Origin of the sequence: Haloferax sp. Atlit-48N, from assembly GCF_003383015.2 — an archaeon.
GTDB classification, from domain to species: Archaea; Halobacteriota; Halobacteria; order Halobacteriales; family Haloferacaceae; genus Haloferax; species Haloferax volcanii.
The window spans coordinates 2,406,351-2,423,595 of record NZ_CP137689.1 but is presented as its reverse complement, the minus strand read 5'-3'; the positions used below and the strand labels follow the sequence as shown (position 1 = coordinate 2,423,595).

Annotated in this window: 13 protein-coding genes and 2 pseudogenes; 9 read left to right on the top strand and 6 right to left on the bottom strand. The window is 49.1% G+C overall.

From position 1 onward, the window contains the following. Nucleotides 1–543: 543 nt before the first annotated feature. Entirely contained in the window at nt 544–936 is a 393-nt protein-coding gene (locus tag DEQ67_RS12875) for a putative toxin-antitoxin system toxin component, PIN family (protein WP_004062835.1), read from the bottom strand. 486 nt (nt 937–1,422) lie between these two features. Beyond that, a complete protein-coding gene (locus DEQ67_RS12870) occupies nt 1,423–2,073 on the bottom strand; it encodes a hypothetical protein (RefSeq protein ID WP_115803137.1) in 651 nt (216 codons plus the stop codon). 296 nt (nt 2,074–2,369) lie between these two features. Between DEQ67_RS12870 and DEQ67_RS12865 the strand changes: the two genes are divergently transcribed. Then, complete coding sequence (locus DEQ67_RS12865) at nt 2,370–2,597, top strand: MarR family transcriptional regulator (RefSeq protein WP_115803330.1); 228 nt, start codon at nt 2,370–2,372, stop codon at nt 2,595–2,597. A 436-nt stretch (nt 2,598–3,033) separates the two neighbouring features. Continuing rightward, nucleotides 3,034–3,342 carry a hypothetical protein gene (locus DEQ67_RS12860; protein ID WP_115891414.1) on the top strand — a complete coding sequence of 103 codons (309 nt, stop codon included), beginning with the start codon at nt 3,034–3,036 and terminating at the stop codon, nt 3,340–3,342. Between the two features lie 331 nt (nt 3,343–3,673). Here the strand turns inward: DEQ67_RS12860 and DEQ67_RS12855 are convergent, their stop codons facing one another. Further along, nucleotides 3,674–4,354, bottom strand: coding sequence for a cyclase family protein (locus tag DEQ67_RS12855; protein ID WP_115891416.1), 681 nt, complete (start codon nt 4,352–4,354; stop codon nt 3,674–3,676). 1,898 nt (nt 4,355–6,252) lie between these two features. Between DEQ67_RS12855 and DEQ67_RS12850 the strand changes: the two genes are divergently transcribed. Continuing rightward, a complete protein-coding gene (locus DEQ67_RS12850; protein ID WP_115891417.1) occupies nt 6,253–7,482 on the top strand; it encodes an orc1/cdc6 family replication initiation protein in 1,230 nt (409 codons plus the stop codon). A gap of 551 nt (nt 7,483–8,033) precedes the next feature. Here the strand turns inward: DEQ67_RS12850 and DEQ67_RS12845 are convergent. Next, nucleotides 8,034–9,182 carry a glycosyltransferase family 4 protein gene (locus tag DEQ67_RS12845; protein WP_115891518.1) on the bottom strand — a complete coding sequence of 383 codons (1,149 nt, stop codon included), beginning with the start codon at nt 9,180–9,182 and terminating at the stop codon, nt 8,034–8,036. 80 nt (nt 9,183–9,262) lie between these two features. Here DEQ67_RS12845 and DEQ67_RS12840 point away from each other — a divergent pair, with 80 nt between their 5' ends. The 5 genes and pseudogenes from DEQ67_RS12840 to DEQ67_RS12820 all read left to right on the top strand — a co-directional run bounded on the left by DEQ67_RS12840 (nt 9,263) and on the right by DEQ67_RS12820 (nt 14,160). Continuing rightward, a complete protein-coding gene (locus tag DEQ67_RS12840; protein ID WP_233509311.1) occupies nt 9,263–10,438 on the top strand; it encodes a glycosyltransferase family 4 protein in 1,176 nt (391 codons plus the stop codon). After that, nucleotides 10,438–11,643, top strand: a complete 1,206-nt coding sequence (locus DEQ67_RS12835; RefSeq protein ID WP_115891418.1) for a glycosyltransferase family 4 protein — start codon at nt 10,438–10,440, stop codon at nt 11,641–11,643. Before DEQ67_RS12840 ends, DEQ67_RS12835 begins: the two co-directional genes overlap by 1 nt. A 162-nt stretch (nt 11,644–11,805) precedes the next feature. Next, entirely contained in the window at nt 11,806–12,012 is a 207-nt protein-coding gene (locus tag DEQ67_RS12830) for a hypothetical protein (RefSeq protein WP_147301775.1), read from the top strand. 46 nt (nt 12,013–12,058) lie between these two features. Further along, nucleotides 12,059–13,351 (top strand): sulfatase-like hydrolase/transferase, encoded by a 1,293-nt coding sequence (locus DEQ67_RS12825; protein WP_158543165.1) that lies wholly within the window; start codon nt 12,059–12,061, stop codon nt 13,349–13,351. A gap of 75 nt (nt 13,352–13,426) precedes the next feature. Then, a pseudogene (locus tag DEQ67_RS12820) lies at nt 13,427–14,160 on the top strand (IS6 family transposase). Here DEQ67_RS12820 and DEQ67_RS12815 read toward each other — a convergent pair. Continuing rightward, complete coding sequence (locus DEQ67_RS12815; protein ID WP_199522546.1) at nt 14,153–15,214, bottom strand: glycosyltransferase; 1,062 nt, start codon at nt 15,212–15,214, stop codon at nt 14,153–14,155. The pseudogene DEQ67_RS12820 and the gene DEQ67_RS12815 sit on opposite strands and share 8 nt — an antisense overlap. Nucleotides 15,215–15,447: 233 nt before the next feature. Here DEQ67_RS12815 and DEQ67_RS12810 point away from each other — a divergent pair. Further along, nucleotides 15,448–15,579: pseudogene (locus DEQ67_RS12810) on the top strand (IS5/IS1182 family transposase); the annotation flags it as partial. A gap of 127 nt (nt 15,580–15,706) precedes the next feature. Here the strand turns inward: DEQ67_RS12810 and DEQ67_RS12805 are convergent. Further along, nucleotides 15,707–17,209: a flippase gene (locus tag DEQ67_RS12805; RefSeq protein WP_115891421.1), complete on the bottom strand. Its 1,503-nt coding sequence runs from the start codon at nt 17,207–17,209 to the stop codon at nt 15,707–15,709. Between the last annotated feature and the right edge of the window lie 36 nt (nt 17,210–17,245).

The following is a 17,245-nucleotide window of genomic DNA, read 5'->3' as shown; positions in this document are numbered from 1 at the left end:
TGGGACCGTACGATTCGACCGACATCGTGAGCGGGTCCACTCGCGGCTCGTAGTTGGCTATTACGGCAGGCAGTCGTCGTTGCCAGAGAATGGCCAATCAATACTACTCGGCTCTGTTGAAATCCTCAGCTACTAACAGCTTGCAGCGGCCGTGCTGAATACAGCGCGCGAGTCGGTCACTTGACCTTGCTGGTCTCGATGGTATGTATAGTGAAGACGACACCAACGCTGGCTAGTTCTAAGGTCATAGCGCCTAGCTCAGAACTGAGCGCAACGTCAACAACGTGCGGTAAGTAGTCGAGCATTTTGATGAGTACCCCCTGAGATAACCTTCGGCCGAGGTAGTGGTAATAATTCTTCTGAATTGACCAATCATTGTACAGACATTGATCAGACTGTCCCGTTCAGGGTTCCTACCCAAGGGTTGTTCCACCACTGAGGGAGTCAAATAAACGATACCGGTTGCTGAACTCACCCTCTAAGTTCAGCACGCGATATCTGACAACAGTGATAGAGGTAGAAATAGGAATTCGTCCGTACAGCTCAATCGATTAGTTCTTCGGGTGCAACACCACCGTGATCAAGCAGCTCTCCGTCGAAGGTAACCATGGTCGCATCAACGTCGTTCGCTAATGCGAGCAGCACACAATCCATTGTATAGAGGAGATTGTCTCGCTGTAATTCGTATGCTGCAATTTGGTCGCTGATTTCGGGCGCGTAAATATCTACGCTACTGTAGATATCCGATAACACCGCCTCGACTCGGTCTTGCTCAACGCGCTTTTTCTTCGTCATCACTGACCGAATCTCCATGAGATTTAGAATAGAGGTACAGAACTCGTGGTCTTCGTTGAGTAACTGTGTCGCAATCTCACCGCGACCAGGTTCATCAGTCAAACTAGCGATGAAGACGTTTGTATCGACGAAGACCTTCATTCTCTCTTTCGTTCATCACGTACTGCTTCGACCGAGTCAACGTCTACGTCCGCAAGTCGGCCCGAAAGCAGATCTCCGAGTCGTGGCCGAGGTTGGTCGTCGTCCGACGACTCATCAGTCCAATTCGGTGGTGTTGCGTAGCTACCCATTATCGGTAATTGCAGACGTGCGTGTAAATCGCTTTCTCTGTCTGAGAACTCGTTCCACCAGTCACATCAAGACTGACATCCATCTGCTGAACTCACCCTCTGTCTGTGTCACACAGGTTCTATCAGGTTCTACGGCATTCAACAGATCCTACTAATCACACCTGTTGTGATTTGTCTCGATGGACTCACCACCACAAACTCGTTTTATTCACTCACACTACCGTTGTCCACAGAGGAGCTTTCTTCAGTGCCGCTGCTAGAACGAGCGTCTGTACCCGCGGTGGGTGTCGACGACCTGTGGCGTGCGTCCGACTATCGATCGTTGATCACACGGTCGCTAGCGCCACCTCATCACAACGTCCGTGATCCCACTTCCACCCGCGGACGCAGATGACGTCTCCGCGAGTTCCGAGACAGCGCGTTCGGTGAAGATGACGCGTTTGGTCCCGCGGCGTTTCACGATCTTCACGCCCTCTTTGCCGAGGTCATCCAGAAAGTCCATCACACGACTGACGGTTTGGGTGTGTGGTGTTTGGCCTTCCTTTGCATGGAGGACGGTACGAATCGTACTCGAGTCAAGTGCGAAGCCTGCGGGGACGTTCGTGGCGTACTCTCTGATGTCCTTGGCGATGAAGCGAGCGCGTTCTTGGTTGGCAGTGAGTTTCGAGAGCGCTTGAGAGGGGAGCCGGATGAGTTGTTGGAGGGGGGAGCGACGTGTGTTGGACTCGTCGGTTGGGGTGTCAGCGGATTCCACGGCGTAGAGGCGCTGTTGGAGATGCTTGCGGTGGTCAGATGCGGCGTCGAGTTTGGCTTCGAGGTCGTCGGCACGGGTTTCGTATTGGGTGAGGGCTTCGCGTTGGGACGCGATTGTCTGTGCCTGGGCTTCGACTGTCTCTTCGAGTTGTTGGGTGTCGGTTTCGAGAGCGTCGACGCGCTCTTCGAGTTCGTCGATCCGGGCGGCGAGGTCCTCGATGGAGGACTTGGTCATTCGTGGCCCTCCGTACGGGGTGGCTGTGCGACGAGACCTTTTTGCGTGGGTGGTGTGTTCGGAGACATGCGGTTTGGCTTGAACTGACCGCACCGGATCCGTGTCTTCAGCACGGGTCCTTTCTGAGAGGACTTAGAAATCCGATGAGTCGTTAGATTACTGCACGCAACCGATCTACTTCAATCTGTTTACTAACAAGTAAACAATTAATACGTATTAGTGTATATCGTATCATATACCGGTTCGATTAACACGATAGTGTTGATTGATTCCGTATGCGCAAACGGGGGGATTGGATGAAACCGACCGACGACCAGATTCTTGAGATACTGGGCGATTCTGGTCTTGTACTCTCACCGAGTATAATTGCGTTCAATGCCGGATTCACTCGAACACACGTGAATAATCGGTTGTCAGAATTCGCAGACAAGGGGCTTGTGGATAGAGTTGAGAGAGGGAAATACGAAATCAGCGAAACCGGCCTCGGCTATCTTTCTGGAGACGTCGACGCAACCGAGTTGTAATAACTGGTCTCTCCTCACTTGTCTCGCGGATCACTCACGAATTCGAAGAGCCGAGTTGATTCGTGGACCAGTTTCACGTGTCCACGAGCCTCAAGCACTTCGAGGCGATTATACACACTGTTGCGTGAGTAGCCAGTCTCGTCGACAAGATACCCCTTCGTCGCGATTCCCCACGGACTCTCGCCATCACGTCCTCGCTTGAGTACGTCGAGAATTGCTTTGTCCGTGCCAGTGAGATTTGAGGCGCTCATAGTGCTACTAAACTATCATATGCTATAAAGCATGGTATTACAAATATGCAGTTTGACTGGGCATTATGCATAGTATTAAGTCGGTGAAGATCATAGTTGTAACTGAGAAGCACCGGTTCGTCTTTCGCAGAAAGGCCACGTGCTAGAACACGTGACCGGGTGGCTTCTCAGTCCAGAGTAAGCCAATGTCAACTACGCACACCGCGACACAAGAGCGTACCGTATCGCTAGCCGACCAACTCATCGACGCCCTCGCACGCTCGTTCACGCTTGGTATCGACACCGAGGGATTCACACACCACTACTTCCGTCCGGCCGACGCCGTCGTCGTCTTTGATGGTCGGACTCTCGATCACTACCAGTCACTCGATGGCCGGCCGCTTCGCGAGTGGAACGCATTCGTCTCCCAGAAGCGTGGGTGGGATTCGATGGGCCAACTTGCACCCATCGGGCTCCAGGTGGATTCTGAGCGTAAGGAGACTCCTCACGCATGAGTGCCCACGAAGAGCTACAGATGCATCTCGCTCAAGCGCTGACCCGAACGACCGAACCCGATGTGCAAGCACATCTGCACGCCGCCCTAGAGTCCTGCCAGGAGTTACCGACGACGCTCGTGGCGTGTCCCGCGTGTGGAGTGGTGAGGCTGCCAGAGCGGATCGAGATACACGACTGTCGACATCGATAAACCGAGTCTCAAGCACTCTCCGAGCAACTGATATTTCAACGCCCAACTACCAACTTCTTGGGTATTATGTATATATGGTATATCTGGGTTGGATCTGTTGGAATCCTATTCTTCAGACGGACTCTCGTATCAACAGCCAATCAGTCGAGTTCTGCGAATGCACGAATCGGCATTGCAGCCGTCTGTGATGCCTTAATTGGGACCGCAAACAACCGGAAGGACTCTCCGTGGAGTGCGTCCAATCCGGTCAGATTCTCTACGATGAAGATCTCCTCGTCGAGCAAGCGCGAATGAGCAGGCCGTGACGGATTGCGGTGGTCATCGACATTGATCGTATCAACACCGACTAGACCCACGTTTTCGTCGATGAGTCTGTCGATCAGTGCATCTGAAATATACGGATACGACCGATACTGCTCTGTATCCCAATGCTCATCCCACCCGAAATTGAACAAGACTGCTCGGTTTGTGAGCTCTCGATCGCTGGGTACCACCTCAACACCGAGTTCATCATACGGTTCCAGTCCCCTGGCATCGACGACGACGCCGGGTAACACGAGTTCGTCAATATCCAGATCACCAATGTCACGACCGCTTGGGTAGCGATGATACGGCGAGTCCAAGTACGTGCCAATCGAGGTTTGAAACCTGATCTCTGTGATCTCGAATGCAGACTCTCCATTGTAGAATGATTCGGATTCGTCGTGGGTAAAAAACGGCTCTATCTCTGCGGTATACTCAGTGACTGTTCCGTCTTCGGCTTCCATACGGAAGCCCGGCATCCCATCTTCGAACGAATGGCTGAGATCGACAAAGCTCATAGACGCACGAACGAGCGTCTCGAAGTAAATGGTAGAGGGTAGAACAGATGCTAGTGAGTACGCTCACGCTCAGTACTGGCTTGACTGGGTCACGATAAAACCGGCTCCGACACTGAACAGCGGCCGAATGAGTCGAAAGACACACCAAACCACTATCTGTATCCTTCCAACTCAAACCCCAAATCGTATATTTAGTCAACAAATATACTAGTATTGTATCTGACTATTCCTATTTTTAGACAGCAATCACTCACTTTTGGTCCTCACGGAAAATCCACACAACACGTTATTGTGGCCACCAGTGTTCCACAAGCGACGCTGTAGGTGGTGACGTTTGAACAAGCGCACCTTGGGCTATGTCCGACTCGTGGTGTACCGGACATATGGATGTTATACCTCTCGGCCCCGCTGTTGTCCACGCTGTCTCGTTACTGTTCGGCGTAACCCGTTCGACGACGCGGTCACACCGATGCGACGGACACAATCTCTAACTAAATGGACGTTCGACACTAATTGTGTTCTCAGTCCCTCCACTGTGGTTCGGCGTATCCCTCCAAACACCTCCCTTTCCCGTCGGTGTGCGCGAAACGCATGTGACCGGGCTCGTGGTGCTCGTCGGCCTCATCTTCGGCGGGATGTATCTGTACACTCGCTGGCGTCAGTTTCTTCGGTAGACACAGCCACGGACTGCGTTGCACCCTCTCGACGAACAATACTCACGTTGAGCCGACGGCCGAGTCAGAGAGTACAGTTCGTACGCTCTCCTCTCTGCTGTCTTGCGCTTTCAACGGCGAACGAAAGCATGCGAAATGCACTCTATCCGGTCCCACTTCGGCCATCGCGTTCTGAGTGAGAGAGTACATTTCGTATGCTTTCCACGTCGGCGTCTGCCGATTTTGGACACAGATGTGAGCATACGAAATGGACTCCGTTCTTCTCGTGATGACGACTATGTATAGATATTGTCCGTCGCCGAACTGGAACCCGAGTAAGAGAGTGTATCTCGTATGCTATCGTCTGTACTGTCTTGCGGTTTCAACCAAGAAAGAAAGCATACGAACCGTACTCTGTCTCGTCCGTCTTCGGTCATCTCTGCTGAGTGGGAGAATACATTTCGTATGCTCTCCTCAATATGAAGCGTTCTACGAGGGGGGAGGGTGTGGAGTTTTGAATGTATCGCGTTGTACAGGTCACCGCAGATGCGATGACGACATGACGGTTCCTCGGGGAGTACCGTTTCGAGTGTATCTCCACGACTTCGAGTGTATCTGATCTCGTGTCCTTCGCATCGGCCTCGGAGTCTCTGTTGCCGATTTCGTGTGTACCACTTCCTGAGACGCATCTAAACAGATGAAGTCGTGGGGGTCAGATTTTCGTCCCGGATTCTCAGAACGATTTCTTTGCAGTCTATTTCTTTCGTCTCCGGTATACGAACTGGTTCAGTTTACAGTTTGGTTGTCACCCCCCCCATCGCTTCATGTGTTCTTGTGGTTCGTCTCTATCCACAGCAGCGCTGCACTACCACCGGAATCTCCGTCTCGAACTGGCTTCGACTCGAAGATATTGGCATCTTGAACCCCTGTATGGCTGCTAAACAGATGAAGTGGTGGGGGTAGAACGATTACCAACTCCTCTCGGCTACCTGAACAGCCATGACCAACAATGTTGGAGACTCTCCCACCCCACCACTTCATCTGTTCTGATTATCTGCACTGTTTCTGTGTGGTTTGGGGCTCAATAGTTCGGGTGGTCGCTGGCTCTTAACCATCATTGTCAGTCGTAGACAGATCACACAGCATAGAACAGATGAAGCCACGGGGTTCATCACTTATATATTCGGAGAACAGATGAAACAGATGAACCGGTGGATATATGTGGTATACAGGTCTGCAACACGTATGGGATCCTTCGAGTTCTCACAATCAAATCAGATCTTCAAAAATCGGGATGTGCTACGTGAGGATTATACCCCCGAAGAACTCGTTGGCCGGGATGAAGAACTGAGTGAGTATCACTCCGCTCTCCAGCCGGTAATCAACAACGAACTCCCGTCGAACATCTTTCTGTACGGCAAGTCTGGTGTCGGGAAAACAGCCGCAACACGATTCTTACTGGATCGGCTCCAAGACGCCGCTCGATCGATTCACGACCTCGACTTGCACGCGGTACGGATCAACTGTGACGGACTCAACACGAGCTATCAAGTCGCCGTAACGATCATTAACCGTCTGCGTAGTCCGGAAAATCAGATTCCCATGACCGGCTATCCACAGTCGAAGGTGTACCAGTTCCTGTGGGAAGAACTCGATCAGTACGGGACCATACTCATCATCCTCGACGAGGTCGACCACGTCAACGACGACTCACTTCTGTATCAGATTCCGCGCGCACGAGACAACGGTTACGTCACGTCAGCGAAGATTGGGCTGATCGGTATTTCGAACGATCTGTCGTACCGAGAAGGGCTTTCGGCAAAGGTCCAATCGAGTCTGTGCGAAAAAGAGGTCTATTTCCCACCGTACGATGCGGGAGAACTCCGTAAAGTGCTCGAACAACGAACCCAAGTCGCCTTCCGTGAGGACGCTCTCTCGGAGGACGTCATCCCGCTTTGTGCCGCCTATGGTGCGAAGGATTCGGGTGACGCTCGACAGGCGATTAATCTCCTGTTGGAGGCGGGGGATATCGCACGGAACGAGAACGCACCACAGGTAACGAAACCGCACGTCGACCAAGCCAAACGAAAGCTCGAATCCGACCAAATCACGACTGGGGTGTCGAAGCTCACAGAGCACGCCCGACTGACGCTGTACGCACTTACGACGTTCGCCGCAGACGGTGAGACTCCAGTCACTTCACCGACAATCCGCGAACGCTACCTCGCACTCTGCAGTTCGAGTGGCATCGACCCGCTTTCACATCGGCAGATGCAAAGTCATCTCTCCGAGCTGAAGATGATGGGTGTCATTACGGGCAAAGAGCGGAATCTGGGTCGTCGCGGCGGAAAGAAGGTGCTGTACGGACTCAACTACGACCTTGGGTTAATTACGGAAACCCTCGCCGACACGATCGATGAAATCGGCGTCCACCGCTCGATTCAATCGTTCGCCAAGAACTGCTCGGAGCAGTAACCCACAGAACAGATGAAGTGACGGGGTGTGGGTGGTCATGGCTCTGTTCTGTCTCTCGAAAAAACAGATGAAGTGGTGGCGTGCCCCGGTCCTCAACTGCCGTCTCACGCGACGTCTGCCTTCATACCCGAAACCGGTGTCTGTTCGGCTCGTCTGCTTCTGCGATCGACGCCTGACTCCCATAGCCCCCGAGTGAGATGTCCACACGGATGTTTCTGACTCGGAAGCACGCGAAATGCCCACTCTGTATCAGATCGTCTCAGTCTCTCAGTGGATTCTATCTGCTGCTGAAAGACAGTACATCTTGTGTGCCTTTCCCGACTGCATTGGCTTTGATTGGTCGACGAGTCACCCCATGCCGATATCGAAAGAACAGATGAAGTCATGGGGGGAGGGAGGACCGGATCGGCCCGTTCTGTGTGGCTCATTCGACGGCGCGGTTACGGTGATACGACGGACACAATCAACTAACTACATCGATGCTCGCACCGCTATTCGCGTCTCGCACTCTCCCCCCGTGGTCTGGCGTGTCGCTCGGTCCCCAACGAACATCACCACCGACCGTCGATAGCGCGCTCGTACGCCTTCTCCGCTTGGTCGGCAACGCTGTCCCAATCGTACCGCTCGGCGCGTTTCGTCGGTTCGGTCGGCGGCGTCTCGCCCCCGAGCGCTCGGGCTAACGACTCAGTGACTGAATCGACAGTCGGCTCAGCGAGATAGCCCGCGTCACCGATGACCTCACTCGCCGCCGATTCGGGGTGTTGAACGCCGATAACCGTGCAGTCGGCGGCCATCGCCTCGGCGTAGGTGATGCCGAACCCCTCTCTCGTACTGGGCGATGCGAACACGTCCGCGGCGCGCATCTGGCCCAACACGTCCTCGTACTCGTCGAGGAATCCAAGCAGACTCACGCGGTCGGCGTGGTCCAACTCACTCGCCTGTCGTTCGAGACGGTCGGCCTCCGGGCCGTCGCCGACGACGCCCAGCGTCACGTCGTCGTAGTCGTCGGCCACGCGGTCGAACGCGTCGAGGAGGACGGAGACGTTCTTGTCGGCGATGAGTCGCCCGGCGAACAGCACGTCGAACGAGTCGCCCTCGTCGGGGAGCGGCGCGTTGCGAATCTGGTCGATGTCGATGCCGTTCGGGACGACCTCGATGGTGTCCCTGTCTCGGCCGGTATCGGCGAGGCGGTCGGCGGTGATGCCCGAGACGGCGATTGGGTGTTGGGGGACTCTGACGGTGAGGTGTTCGGTGAACTTCCCGAAGGGGGCGAGCACGCCGAGGTAGTCGTCCCAGTAGTCGCCCCACACTTCGTGCCAGGTTGTGACGACGGGCACGTCGGTTCCGAGGGCGGCGAGCTTCGAGGAGAGGACGGGAAAGTACGGAAAGACGGAGGCGACGACGAGGTCGTGATTCTCGTCGTGGAGTCGTTTGGCGAGCGGGTAGGCGAGTCGGGCGGCGAAGTCGAGCGCTTCGGTGATGGAGCGGCGGTCGTCGGTGTAGAGCTCTGTTTTGGGAGCGACCGCGCGGAGGGTGACGCCCTCGTGGGTGGTCTCTTTCGGGCCACCCCAGAAGTGGCGGCCGTAGATGGTCACGTCGTGGCCTCGTTGTGCGAGTCGGGTGGCGATTTCGTGGATGCGCTTTTCTGCGCCACCAGTTATGTAGGGGTAAACGACATTTGAGATGAACGCGAGATTTATATTGTCAATTGGCATATATTTAATGTCGTGACCTGATGGGTCAAATGACCGAAATCTAATTGAACCCATCGGTATTCCTTATGACCAAGGCCCTCTATCAAACAATGAAAATTATCCAAACACCTGTGAGGTTTTATCCATATACTGGTGGTGTCGAGGCTCATGTCCATGAACTTTCGAAGGAACTGGTTAATAATGGTCATGATGTTGAGGTAATTTGTGCATCAACTGGAGAGAGTAGTGGTGCAGTAGATGGTATTTCGACATCTCGACTCTCTACAGTTGCGAAGATAGCGCAGACTAATATAACTCCAAAATTGCCCGTTGATCTGATTAATAGGGCTTCAGATGCAGATATAATTCATACTCATCTTCCAACACCATGGAGTGCAGACATTAGCGCCATAGTTGGGAAAGCCACGGGGACTCCAGTTGTTCTTACATATCATAATGATGTTATTGGATCTGGATTGGCAGATTCTATTGCTTCTCTTTACAATAGTACGGTTCTGAAGTTCACCCTCCAGATGGTGGATCAAATCATAATCACCCAGCCGAGTTACATTGATAATTCAGCGCATTTAGCAGACTACGAAGACAAAGTTACTGTTGTACACAATGGGGTGGATGTTGACCGATTTTCACCGATGGATATGTCTTCGGACATGAGGTCAGATCTTGGTTTTGAACCTAACGCGCTCAATCTATTTTTCTTGAGTGTTCTTGACGAGTATCACGAATACAAAGGGTTAGATATTCTACTAAAATCAGTAGCAAAGATATCTGACGAATCTACTATGAATGTCAAATTGGTGGTCGGTGGTGATGGTTCTTTACGATCGCGCTATGAACAACTTGCTCAAGACTTAGATATCACAGATATAGTTGATTTCAGGGGATACATCCCTGATGAAGACTTACCCAAAATGTATAATTCGGCCGACCTATTTGTGTTACCTTCGTTATCTTCGGAGCAAGAAGGATTTGGACTGGTTCTACTTGAGGCTCTTTCCTGTGGAACACCAGTCATTTCAACAGAGGTTGTGGGTGTTGCTGACGAAATTGTGTCCAAAGGATTGGGCGAGGTCATTGATTCCGGTTCTGTTGATCAACTCACTGATGCAATCTCTGGTGCGGAAGAATACACTACAGACCCAAAGGTTTCCACCGAATGTAGGAAACTCTGTGTAGAGAAATATTCGTGGTCGTCTAAAGCGAATGACTTGGAACAACTCTATCAGGAGTTGATCGAATAATGCACGTGTGTATTATCTCCAACCTCTTCCCTCCAGAGATAATTGGTGGTGCGGAGAAGCATGCACAAGCAGACAGTATTGAATTAGAAAAAAGAGGGCACGATGTGTCGGTGATCACTACTGGTAGCAGCGCGTCTTCGTCTAAATTCACACACGAGTCTGACCATGGAGTTGATATTTACCGTTTCAGACCCAGAAATATGTACGCGCCATATGATCATCAAGAAGAACCATTTTGGAAGAAGCCAATCCAACACATCATCGACCTCTGGAACCCACATGCGTATCGAATGGTGAGAAAGCAGCTAAATACACTTGATCCAGATCTCATTCATATACACAATTATAGTGGACTTTCCGGTGCCGTGTTCTCTGCTGCGGGGGGTCTTGAAATTCCGGTTGTTCATACGCTACATGACTATGGTTCGATGCATATCCGTCCAGATATGTTTGAGGATGGTGAGATTACTGAACCGGGACCTCTTCTCAGGCCTTACCAGGTATTAAATAATTGGTTGATTGAAAATAATGTGGAGATTATTCTCTCACCATCTCAGTTTGTAATATCCAAATACAACTCATCTGGCATGTTTGAGAATGTGCCTTGTAAGCGACTTCCTTTAGGGATATCTGCTGAAACTCAAAAAGAGACAAATGGTGGTGAATGTGGCGGTGGAAATTCTAAGAAGAGACAGATCTTATATGTGGGGCAGTTAACTTATTCTAAAGGAGTTGATGTATTAGTAGAAGCAGTTGCTGACTTTGATTCAGAAGATATTGAGGTACATATTCTGGGGAAGGGACCCCAAAAGTCTAAACTTGAATTGATGGCCTCAGACTTAGAAAATATTCACATTCACGGATTTGTACCTGAAGATGAATTGAAACAGATGTATTTGGAAGCGGATCTTACAGTTGTTCCTTCAAGATGGTATGATAATTCTCCGATGGTGATCTACGAAAGCTTTGCCTATGGAACTCCCGTAATTGGATCAAAGATTGGTGGAATTCCAGAATTAATAGATAATGGTGAAACGGGATACTTGTTTGAACCCGAGAACCCAAACCAATTGAAAAACGCTATTGAAATGTCGCTAGATAAAATTGACATTTTAAAAGACAATTTAGCTGGTCAAACTCGAACAATCAGTAATCACGTTTCAGAGCTTGAACAAATTTACTTGGACGTCTCAACAGCAAATTAGCACGGCCTGAGGACCAGACATTGAACTGATAGACCCCGGTCAGACTTTTCAGACCTGCTCAGCGAGTGTTTTAAGATGAATTTAGGAGTTGCTGGGGAGCGTAGCGGACGCCGACACCCCAAGGGATAGGATTTATGTTCGTTAGAAATGACAGAACATACAATGAACGACGAAAATACAACTGTAGCGCTCTCGCCAGATCTGGCAGACCGACTACGTGACCGAGCGCAAAGTGCGGACTTCGACTCTTTGGATGAATATCTAAACTTTATTCTGATGAGTTTAGAAAAACAACTTGATTCAGAGTCACCAGCAAATGAGGAGGAAGGCGACGTTAAAGATAGACTTGAATCGCTAGGTTATCTTTGATTACACCTTCAAAGTCTAACACACAATCATGGAAAATGTAATTCTCGTGTCGATCGATAGCCTACGTGCAGACTACTGTGGTTTCATCAATCCAGATGAAGATACTACGCCATTCTTAGATGGGCTTGCGGAGGAAAGTTCGGTGTTCAAAAATGCGTTTACTGTAGGTCCACGGACGCCATCAGCGATGCCTCCAATTTTCACGGGCGAGTATTATACGTATAATGATGTTCGTGATGTGAGTGATATGGGTGGTCGGCGTCAAAAGATTGCTAACCACCTTAGCTGGACTGAGTCCATTCCTGAGTTGCTCCAGAGGAAAGGATACACTACGGCTGCATTTACTGCAAATCCTTGGACTGCTTCAGACACTAATTTTGACATTGGATTTGACACGTTCGTAGAGATATATCCCGGTGGTGAAGATGGATCTCAATTCTTAGCAAAAAAATCCATTCCTGGTATAATAGACAAATCTTTAAAGAGTATCGGGCATGAGAGTGCATTTGGATGGAAAGCAAAAAGAGAATGGTTCTCTCATTGGCAACATTTCATAGACTATCTTAGCGAGTCTATTCAGGAATTGCCGGAGCCATATTTTGTTTGGATTTTCTTGATGGATACGCACCAACCATATCTCACTCCCAGATCGATTCGAGAAGAATCCAGTATTGTGGATAACTATTGGGGGACGTACAAATTCTGGACGAACCGTGGTGAATCTCAGTCTAAATTAACTAAGCGTATGATATCACGGTCATATAGAGATGCAGTTCGTTCTTTTGACAAATTCATGGAAGTCTTTTTAGATAGTGTCCCAGACGACTTTTCGCTAGTCATTCATTCTGATCATGGAGAAGCACTAGGTGAGAATAGCATTTATGGACATGAATACCAACTATTCGATCATAATATTCATGTCCCCTTATTGGTGAAATCTGGCGATGAATCAGAAACAGTTGAGAGTCCCGTCTCTCTCATCCAACTGAAAAAAATGATATCTGATCTGGCAGAGAATTCGTTTGACCCATCCAGATATTGTTCTGATTATGTAGTAAGCAGGCCTGAGAGTGACGTAATCGCTGACTTAAGATCTGATGAATTAGGATATTCGCCACACTATTTATCTGTAACCTCCTCTGAGGATAAGCTGTTACTCACTTCAGATGGTCCTAAATTCTATACTCAGTACTCACAATCAGAAGATAGTCCAGCAAACGTTTCTGATGATCGTATCGAACCCTTTATTCGAACACTTGAGAAGCACAATCTGAGATTCACAGAAAAACAAGCTATTCGAAGTGCTATTAGTGATCTCACTCAGGGCAACTTAATCTGATTCTATCGAAATTCTGATTGGCTATCTAGTTAAGCCAGTTTGTGGAACGAGCACGTCGTTGAGTGTGTGTTTGGAATGAAACTCGCAGACCTGCTCAGCGAGTGCTTTGCGACGGAATTTAAAAGAAACTTGGGAGCGTGAGCGGACGGCGACACCCATTAGGTATTCACCGTCCAGTTCCATACGACCGGATGTTCACTCAGAGAAACAAAACAGATTCTTCGCTATCTAGGCGTTGAACGCTCTCCCCAAGCTATTTGAAATGGGTACATCGGTTGGCTGACAGCGGTCACAACCCGCCTGAGGCGAAGCCGAAGCGGGTTGCGGCCGACGAGACCGCTGTCAAAATCGATGGCGAGTGGTCTTGGTTGTACGCTGCAATAGACATCGAGACAAAGCTGATTCTTGACGTCGAATTGTTTGGACGACATGGTACCGACCCAGCTGTTGCGTTTCTCCATCGACTCTCGGAGAAACACGATTTCTCAGATCGGCTGTGTTTCTCGCTAATGGCTACGGCTATCTGACTGCCATCTCATGATTAGAGTTGAGCGGTCGGCTTGACTACGTCGAGCGAAACCCATCGAGAAATGGTTTCACACCCTCAAAATGCGAGTCGACCGCTTCCATAATTCGTGGGTGGGCAGTCGCGGAAGCGTCTGTGAGAGGTTCATATAATCTATGCAATACTACATTTTCAGAGACTGCATCAAGCGCTCGATGGGCGAACACCGGTTGAGGAGGTCACTACTAGACAGTGCTTGTCTGTGAAGAGTGATTCTCAAAGGAAATGTAATACTGCTATTTGAGAATGCAGGCCATATCCTCAACGGAAGGGGGAGTAGGGGGCGACGAGGGCGTTTTCATTTCAGCGCTAATCGCTTGACAGAGCGCATCGACATCAGCAGGTGGCACAACATGACGATTATTGAGAATCATTTCCGCACCAGCAGTGGAGGTCGTGATCACTGGTGTTCCGCAGTTTAGAGCTTCGTTCACAACCAGACCCCACGGTTCGTGACGTGATGGGAGTACAAAGAGATCAGCAGATTCTAAAAGGGCCGTTTTTTTGCCCTCACTTACGTATCCCAGAAATTTGATTCGATCATCATCTTTGGCTAATCTATGGAGTTCTGGAGATTGTGGGCCTTTTCCTGCGACCAACAATTCGAGATCGGCGTTGATCTCTTTTATCGAATCAATCAAAATATCGACCCCTTTTCGGCCGGTGAGATAACAGATGCTTACGATTCGGAACTTATCTGTCGGCGGTATTGAGCCATGATCTGGATCAGCCATGATCTGGCGCGGAAGTGCTTGTGGTGCTGTTTTTATGCACTCATGATCAACGTCATTTTGGGCTGCTGCATCTGCTGCCAAGTTACTAAATGCGGCGACTCTGTCTACCAGTTGATATAATTTGTAGCGGACCGATTCATGGAATGTCACCCAGAATCGCCTGGTGATCTGCTGAAATCTTGAGCCGCGTTTCGAATCTGCCCAGTCTGTATTAATTCGTTCTGTCCACATGGTAAATGTGGAGCCAGTTATCTTCGCAGCTACAGCCATCAGGACGCTACAAAGAATCACTGCAGATGATGAATTAGCAATGAATTCATCGAAATCGTCACGTATCAGTTGATGGAGAAATGACGGAGAGGGAAAAACGAGAGGTCCAATTCGGATGGCAGAAATAGATGTCTCAGTGAAGTTCCGAAACTCATGTGATGTGTCCCACTCTCGATGACTCTCGCTCGCATTTGCGTAAAAAACTGTAACTTCGTGCGTCTCTCCAATAGAATTAAACACAGGTGGTCGATACGGTGTCTTCGTTTTTTCGAGGATTGCAATCCGCCGTTTCACACTATGATAACGTTTTGCTCTGTATAAAAATCTTACAAGTGAGAGTAGTGCCTAACCTCTTATTAGGGTGGTACCCCTGGGAAACGAGTCATCGGACTCTTGTGCAGCGGACTGGCGGAGCACATACTCAACCACGTCTTCAAGTTGCTTCACTCCTATCTTCAAACTGTATCTGTTCCGCGAGCCCTTTGAGGATGTGTACTAATTCAGTGTCGTCGTCGAGTTGCATTTTATACTTGGGCCATCAACACATCGTCTTGCTATGACTCAAGGTGCGGAAGAATACGACGAACCGGACGCTTCTCGACGAATTCATCGAGATGCCTCGGATTCGGAGCGCCATCGATCTTGAGGGGCTCTCGACATAACGGCTGTTTCAGCGGGAAAAGTGTCGAATGGATCGAATTCAACAGAGCCTTTTTATCTGTTTCAATGCACGCTGCCTGGTCTGTGAGTGATGATCGGCTTAATCACGACCTGAAACCTCTCAACTTAGTTTATAAATGATCTTATGATTGGTATTTTATAACCAATTCGAGACTCAAATTTCTGAATTAGTAATAAATCGCTCTCGTCTAATGAGTTTGTGAAAACTAGCGCCAGAAGTTGGATTAGTGTATATGACATTCCGATAAATATGAGATAGAATATATTAAGCTGATTGTTTGTTAATGATTGTTGCATTAGAACCGCAAATACCAGGCTCGGGATTAAGGGCTTAAGGTTATTCATTTTAAATGGGTGTATGCCTATCATTGAATATATTATTAATACCTCTGCGAGATTGTATGTAAAGAACCCTCCGATTGTCGCTAGTGCTGCACCTTCAATTCCAAATCTAGGAATAAGCATATAATTCAGTATAATATTAGACATTACCCCAATCACAGCACAGACTAGTTCAATCTTCGTTCGATTAATAGCTTTCAATAAATCAGTGTCTAAGCCAACAAGAGATCTAAAGAATAGTCCTCCAACGAGGATTGATAGTGTTAATGATGCGGGAGTATATTCTACTCCAAAGAAGACACGAATTACATCGTTAGAAAACAGGGCGAAGACCAGAATAAAAGGGAATGTGAGTGTCGAAATCCATTTAGTAGATGTACTGTATAATTTGTCCAACTGTACTATATTGTCTGATTCATAATACTTGGTTGCCAATGGCAGGAATAGAAATCCAAACGATGCAGAGACTAGTGTGGTGACTTGCCGTAACGGTTGGATTGACCGATAGTATCCAATTGATGTTGAGTCCACAAATAGTGACAGCATTAGTATGTCTAAACGCGTTAATAATATCGTGAGAGATACGCTTACTGCAAGTGGCCAAGAATACCTCCATAATTCCCTTACTTCTTCTTGGGTCGGGGTTGAAATCTTAGACAATTTGAAACTTGTTCTTAAGAACCAGAGTGATAGAATACTGGCTGTTGCTGGGATTATAACCCAGTACAAAATCACTCCTATTTCATTTTGGCCCAAGTAAATTGCAACGATGAGAAGAGGTAACGCAACTATACGAGGCCCGACCCATTTTGAGACGACTGCCGCTTTTGTCCTATGATCGGCCCGAAGCCCAGCAAATGAGATTCGTGCGATTGGCAAAACCAATAGGTATGGTAGGAAGAAAACCAGAACAGACCCAATATTTGTATTCCCTGCAATACTAGATATTTCGGATCTGAATGTGAATAATAGTAGTGCTAGTATGCTTGAGCTGGACAGTGTTATCGCATATCCACTGGGAAGTATGCCAGTTCGATTTTGGCTATCGCCCGTTGACAAATACCTTGTCACACCAGATGGGACACCGAATAAAACAATCGTCCCGAGTGTTGAAACAACCGCGTATGCTAATCCTAATCTTCCAAGTACGTCAGGCGCGACAGAGCGGATTATAATCAGTTCTCCTAGTAGGCCTAGTGCTTGGCCTAGAATCGTTCCAATAAAAACGAGACTTACACTTTTAGCCAGATTTCCGATATCTTTCATGATTCTATTTGGGGTTCTTCACGGCGACAGACAGCC

What these genes read in the sequence shown, in the direction of transcription:
- DEQ67_RS12840 (WP_233509311.1), top strand. Translation starts at nt 9,263, where the DNA reads ATGACCAAGGCCCTCTATCAAACAATGAAAATTATCCAAACACCTGTG.
- DEQ67_RS12875 (WP_004062835.1), bottom strand. Translation starts at nt 936, where the DNA reads ATGAAGGTCTTCGTCGATACAAACGTCTTCATCGCTAGTTTGACTGAT.
- DEQ67_RS12805 (WP_115891421.1), bottom strand. Translation starts at nt 17,209, where the DNA reads ATGAAAGATATCGGAAATCTGGCTAAAAGTGTAAGTCTCGTTTTTATT.
- DEQ67_RS12865 (WP_115803330.1), top strand. Translation starts at nt 2,370, where the DNA reads ATGAAACCGACCGACGACCAGATTCTTGAGATACTGGGCGATTCTGGT.
- DEQ67_RS12835 (WP_115891418.1), top strand. Translation starts at nt 10,438, where the DNA reads ATGCACGTGTGTATTATCTCCAACCTCTTCCCTCCAGAGATAATTGGT.
- DEQ67_RS12870 (WP_115803137.1), bottom strand. Translation starts at nt 2,073, where the DNA reads ATGACCAAGTCCTCCATCGAGGACCTCGCCGCCCGGATCGACGAACTC.
- DEQ67_RS12830 (WP_147301775.1), top strand. Translation starts at nt 11,806, where the DNA reads ATGAACGACGAAAATACAACTGTAGCGCTCTCGCCAGATCTGGCAGAC.
- DEQ67_RS12860 (WP_115891414.1), top strand. Translation starts at nt 3,034, where the DNA reads ATGTCAACTACGCACACCGCGACACAAGAGCGTACCGTATCGCTAGCC.
- DEQ67_RS12850 (WP_115891417.1), top strand. Translation starts at nt 6,253, where the DNA reads ATGGGATCCTTCGAGTTCTCACAATCAAATCAGATCTTCAAAAATCGG.
- DEQ67_RS12855 (WP_115891416.1), bottom strand. Translation starts at nt 4,354, where the DNA reads ATGAGCTTTGTCGATCTCAGCCATTCGTTCGAAGATGGGATGCCGGGC.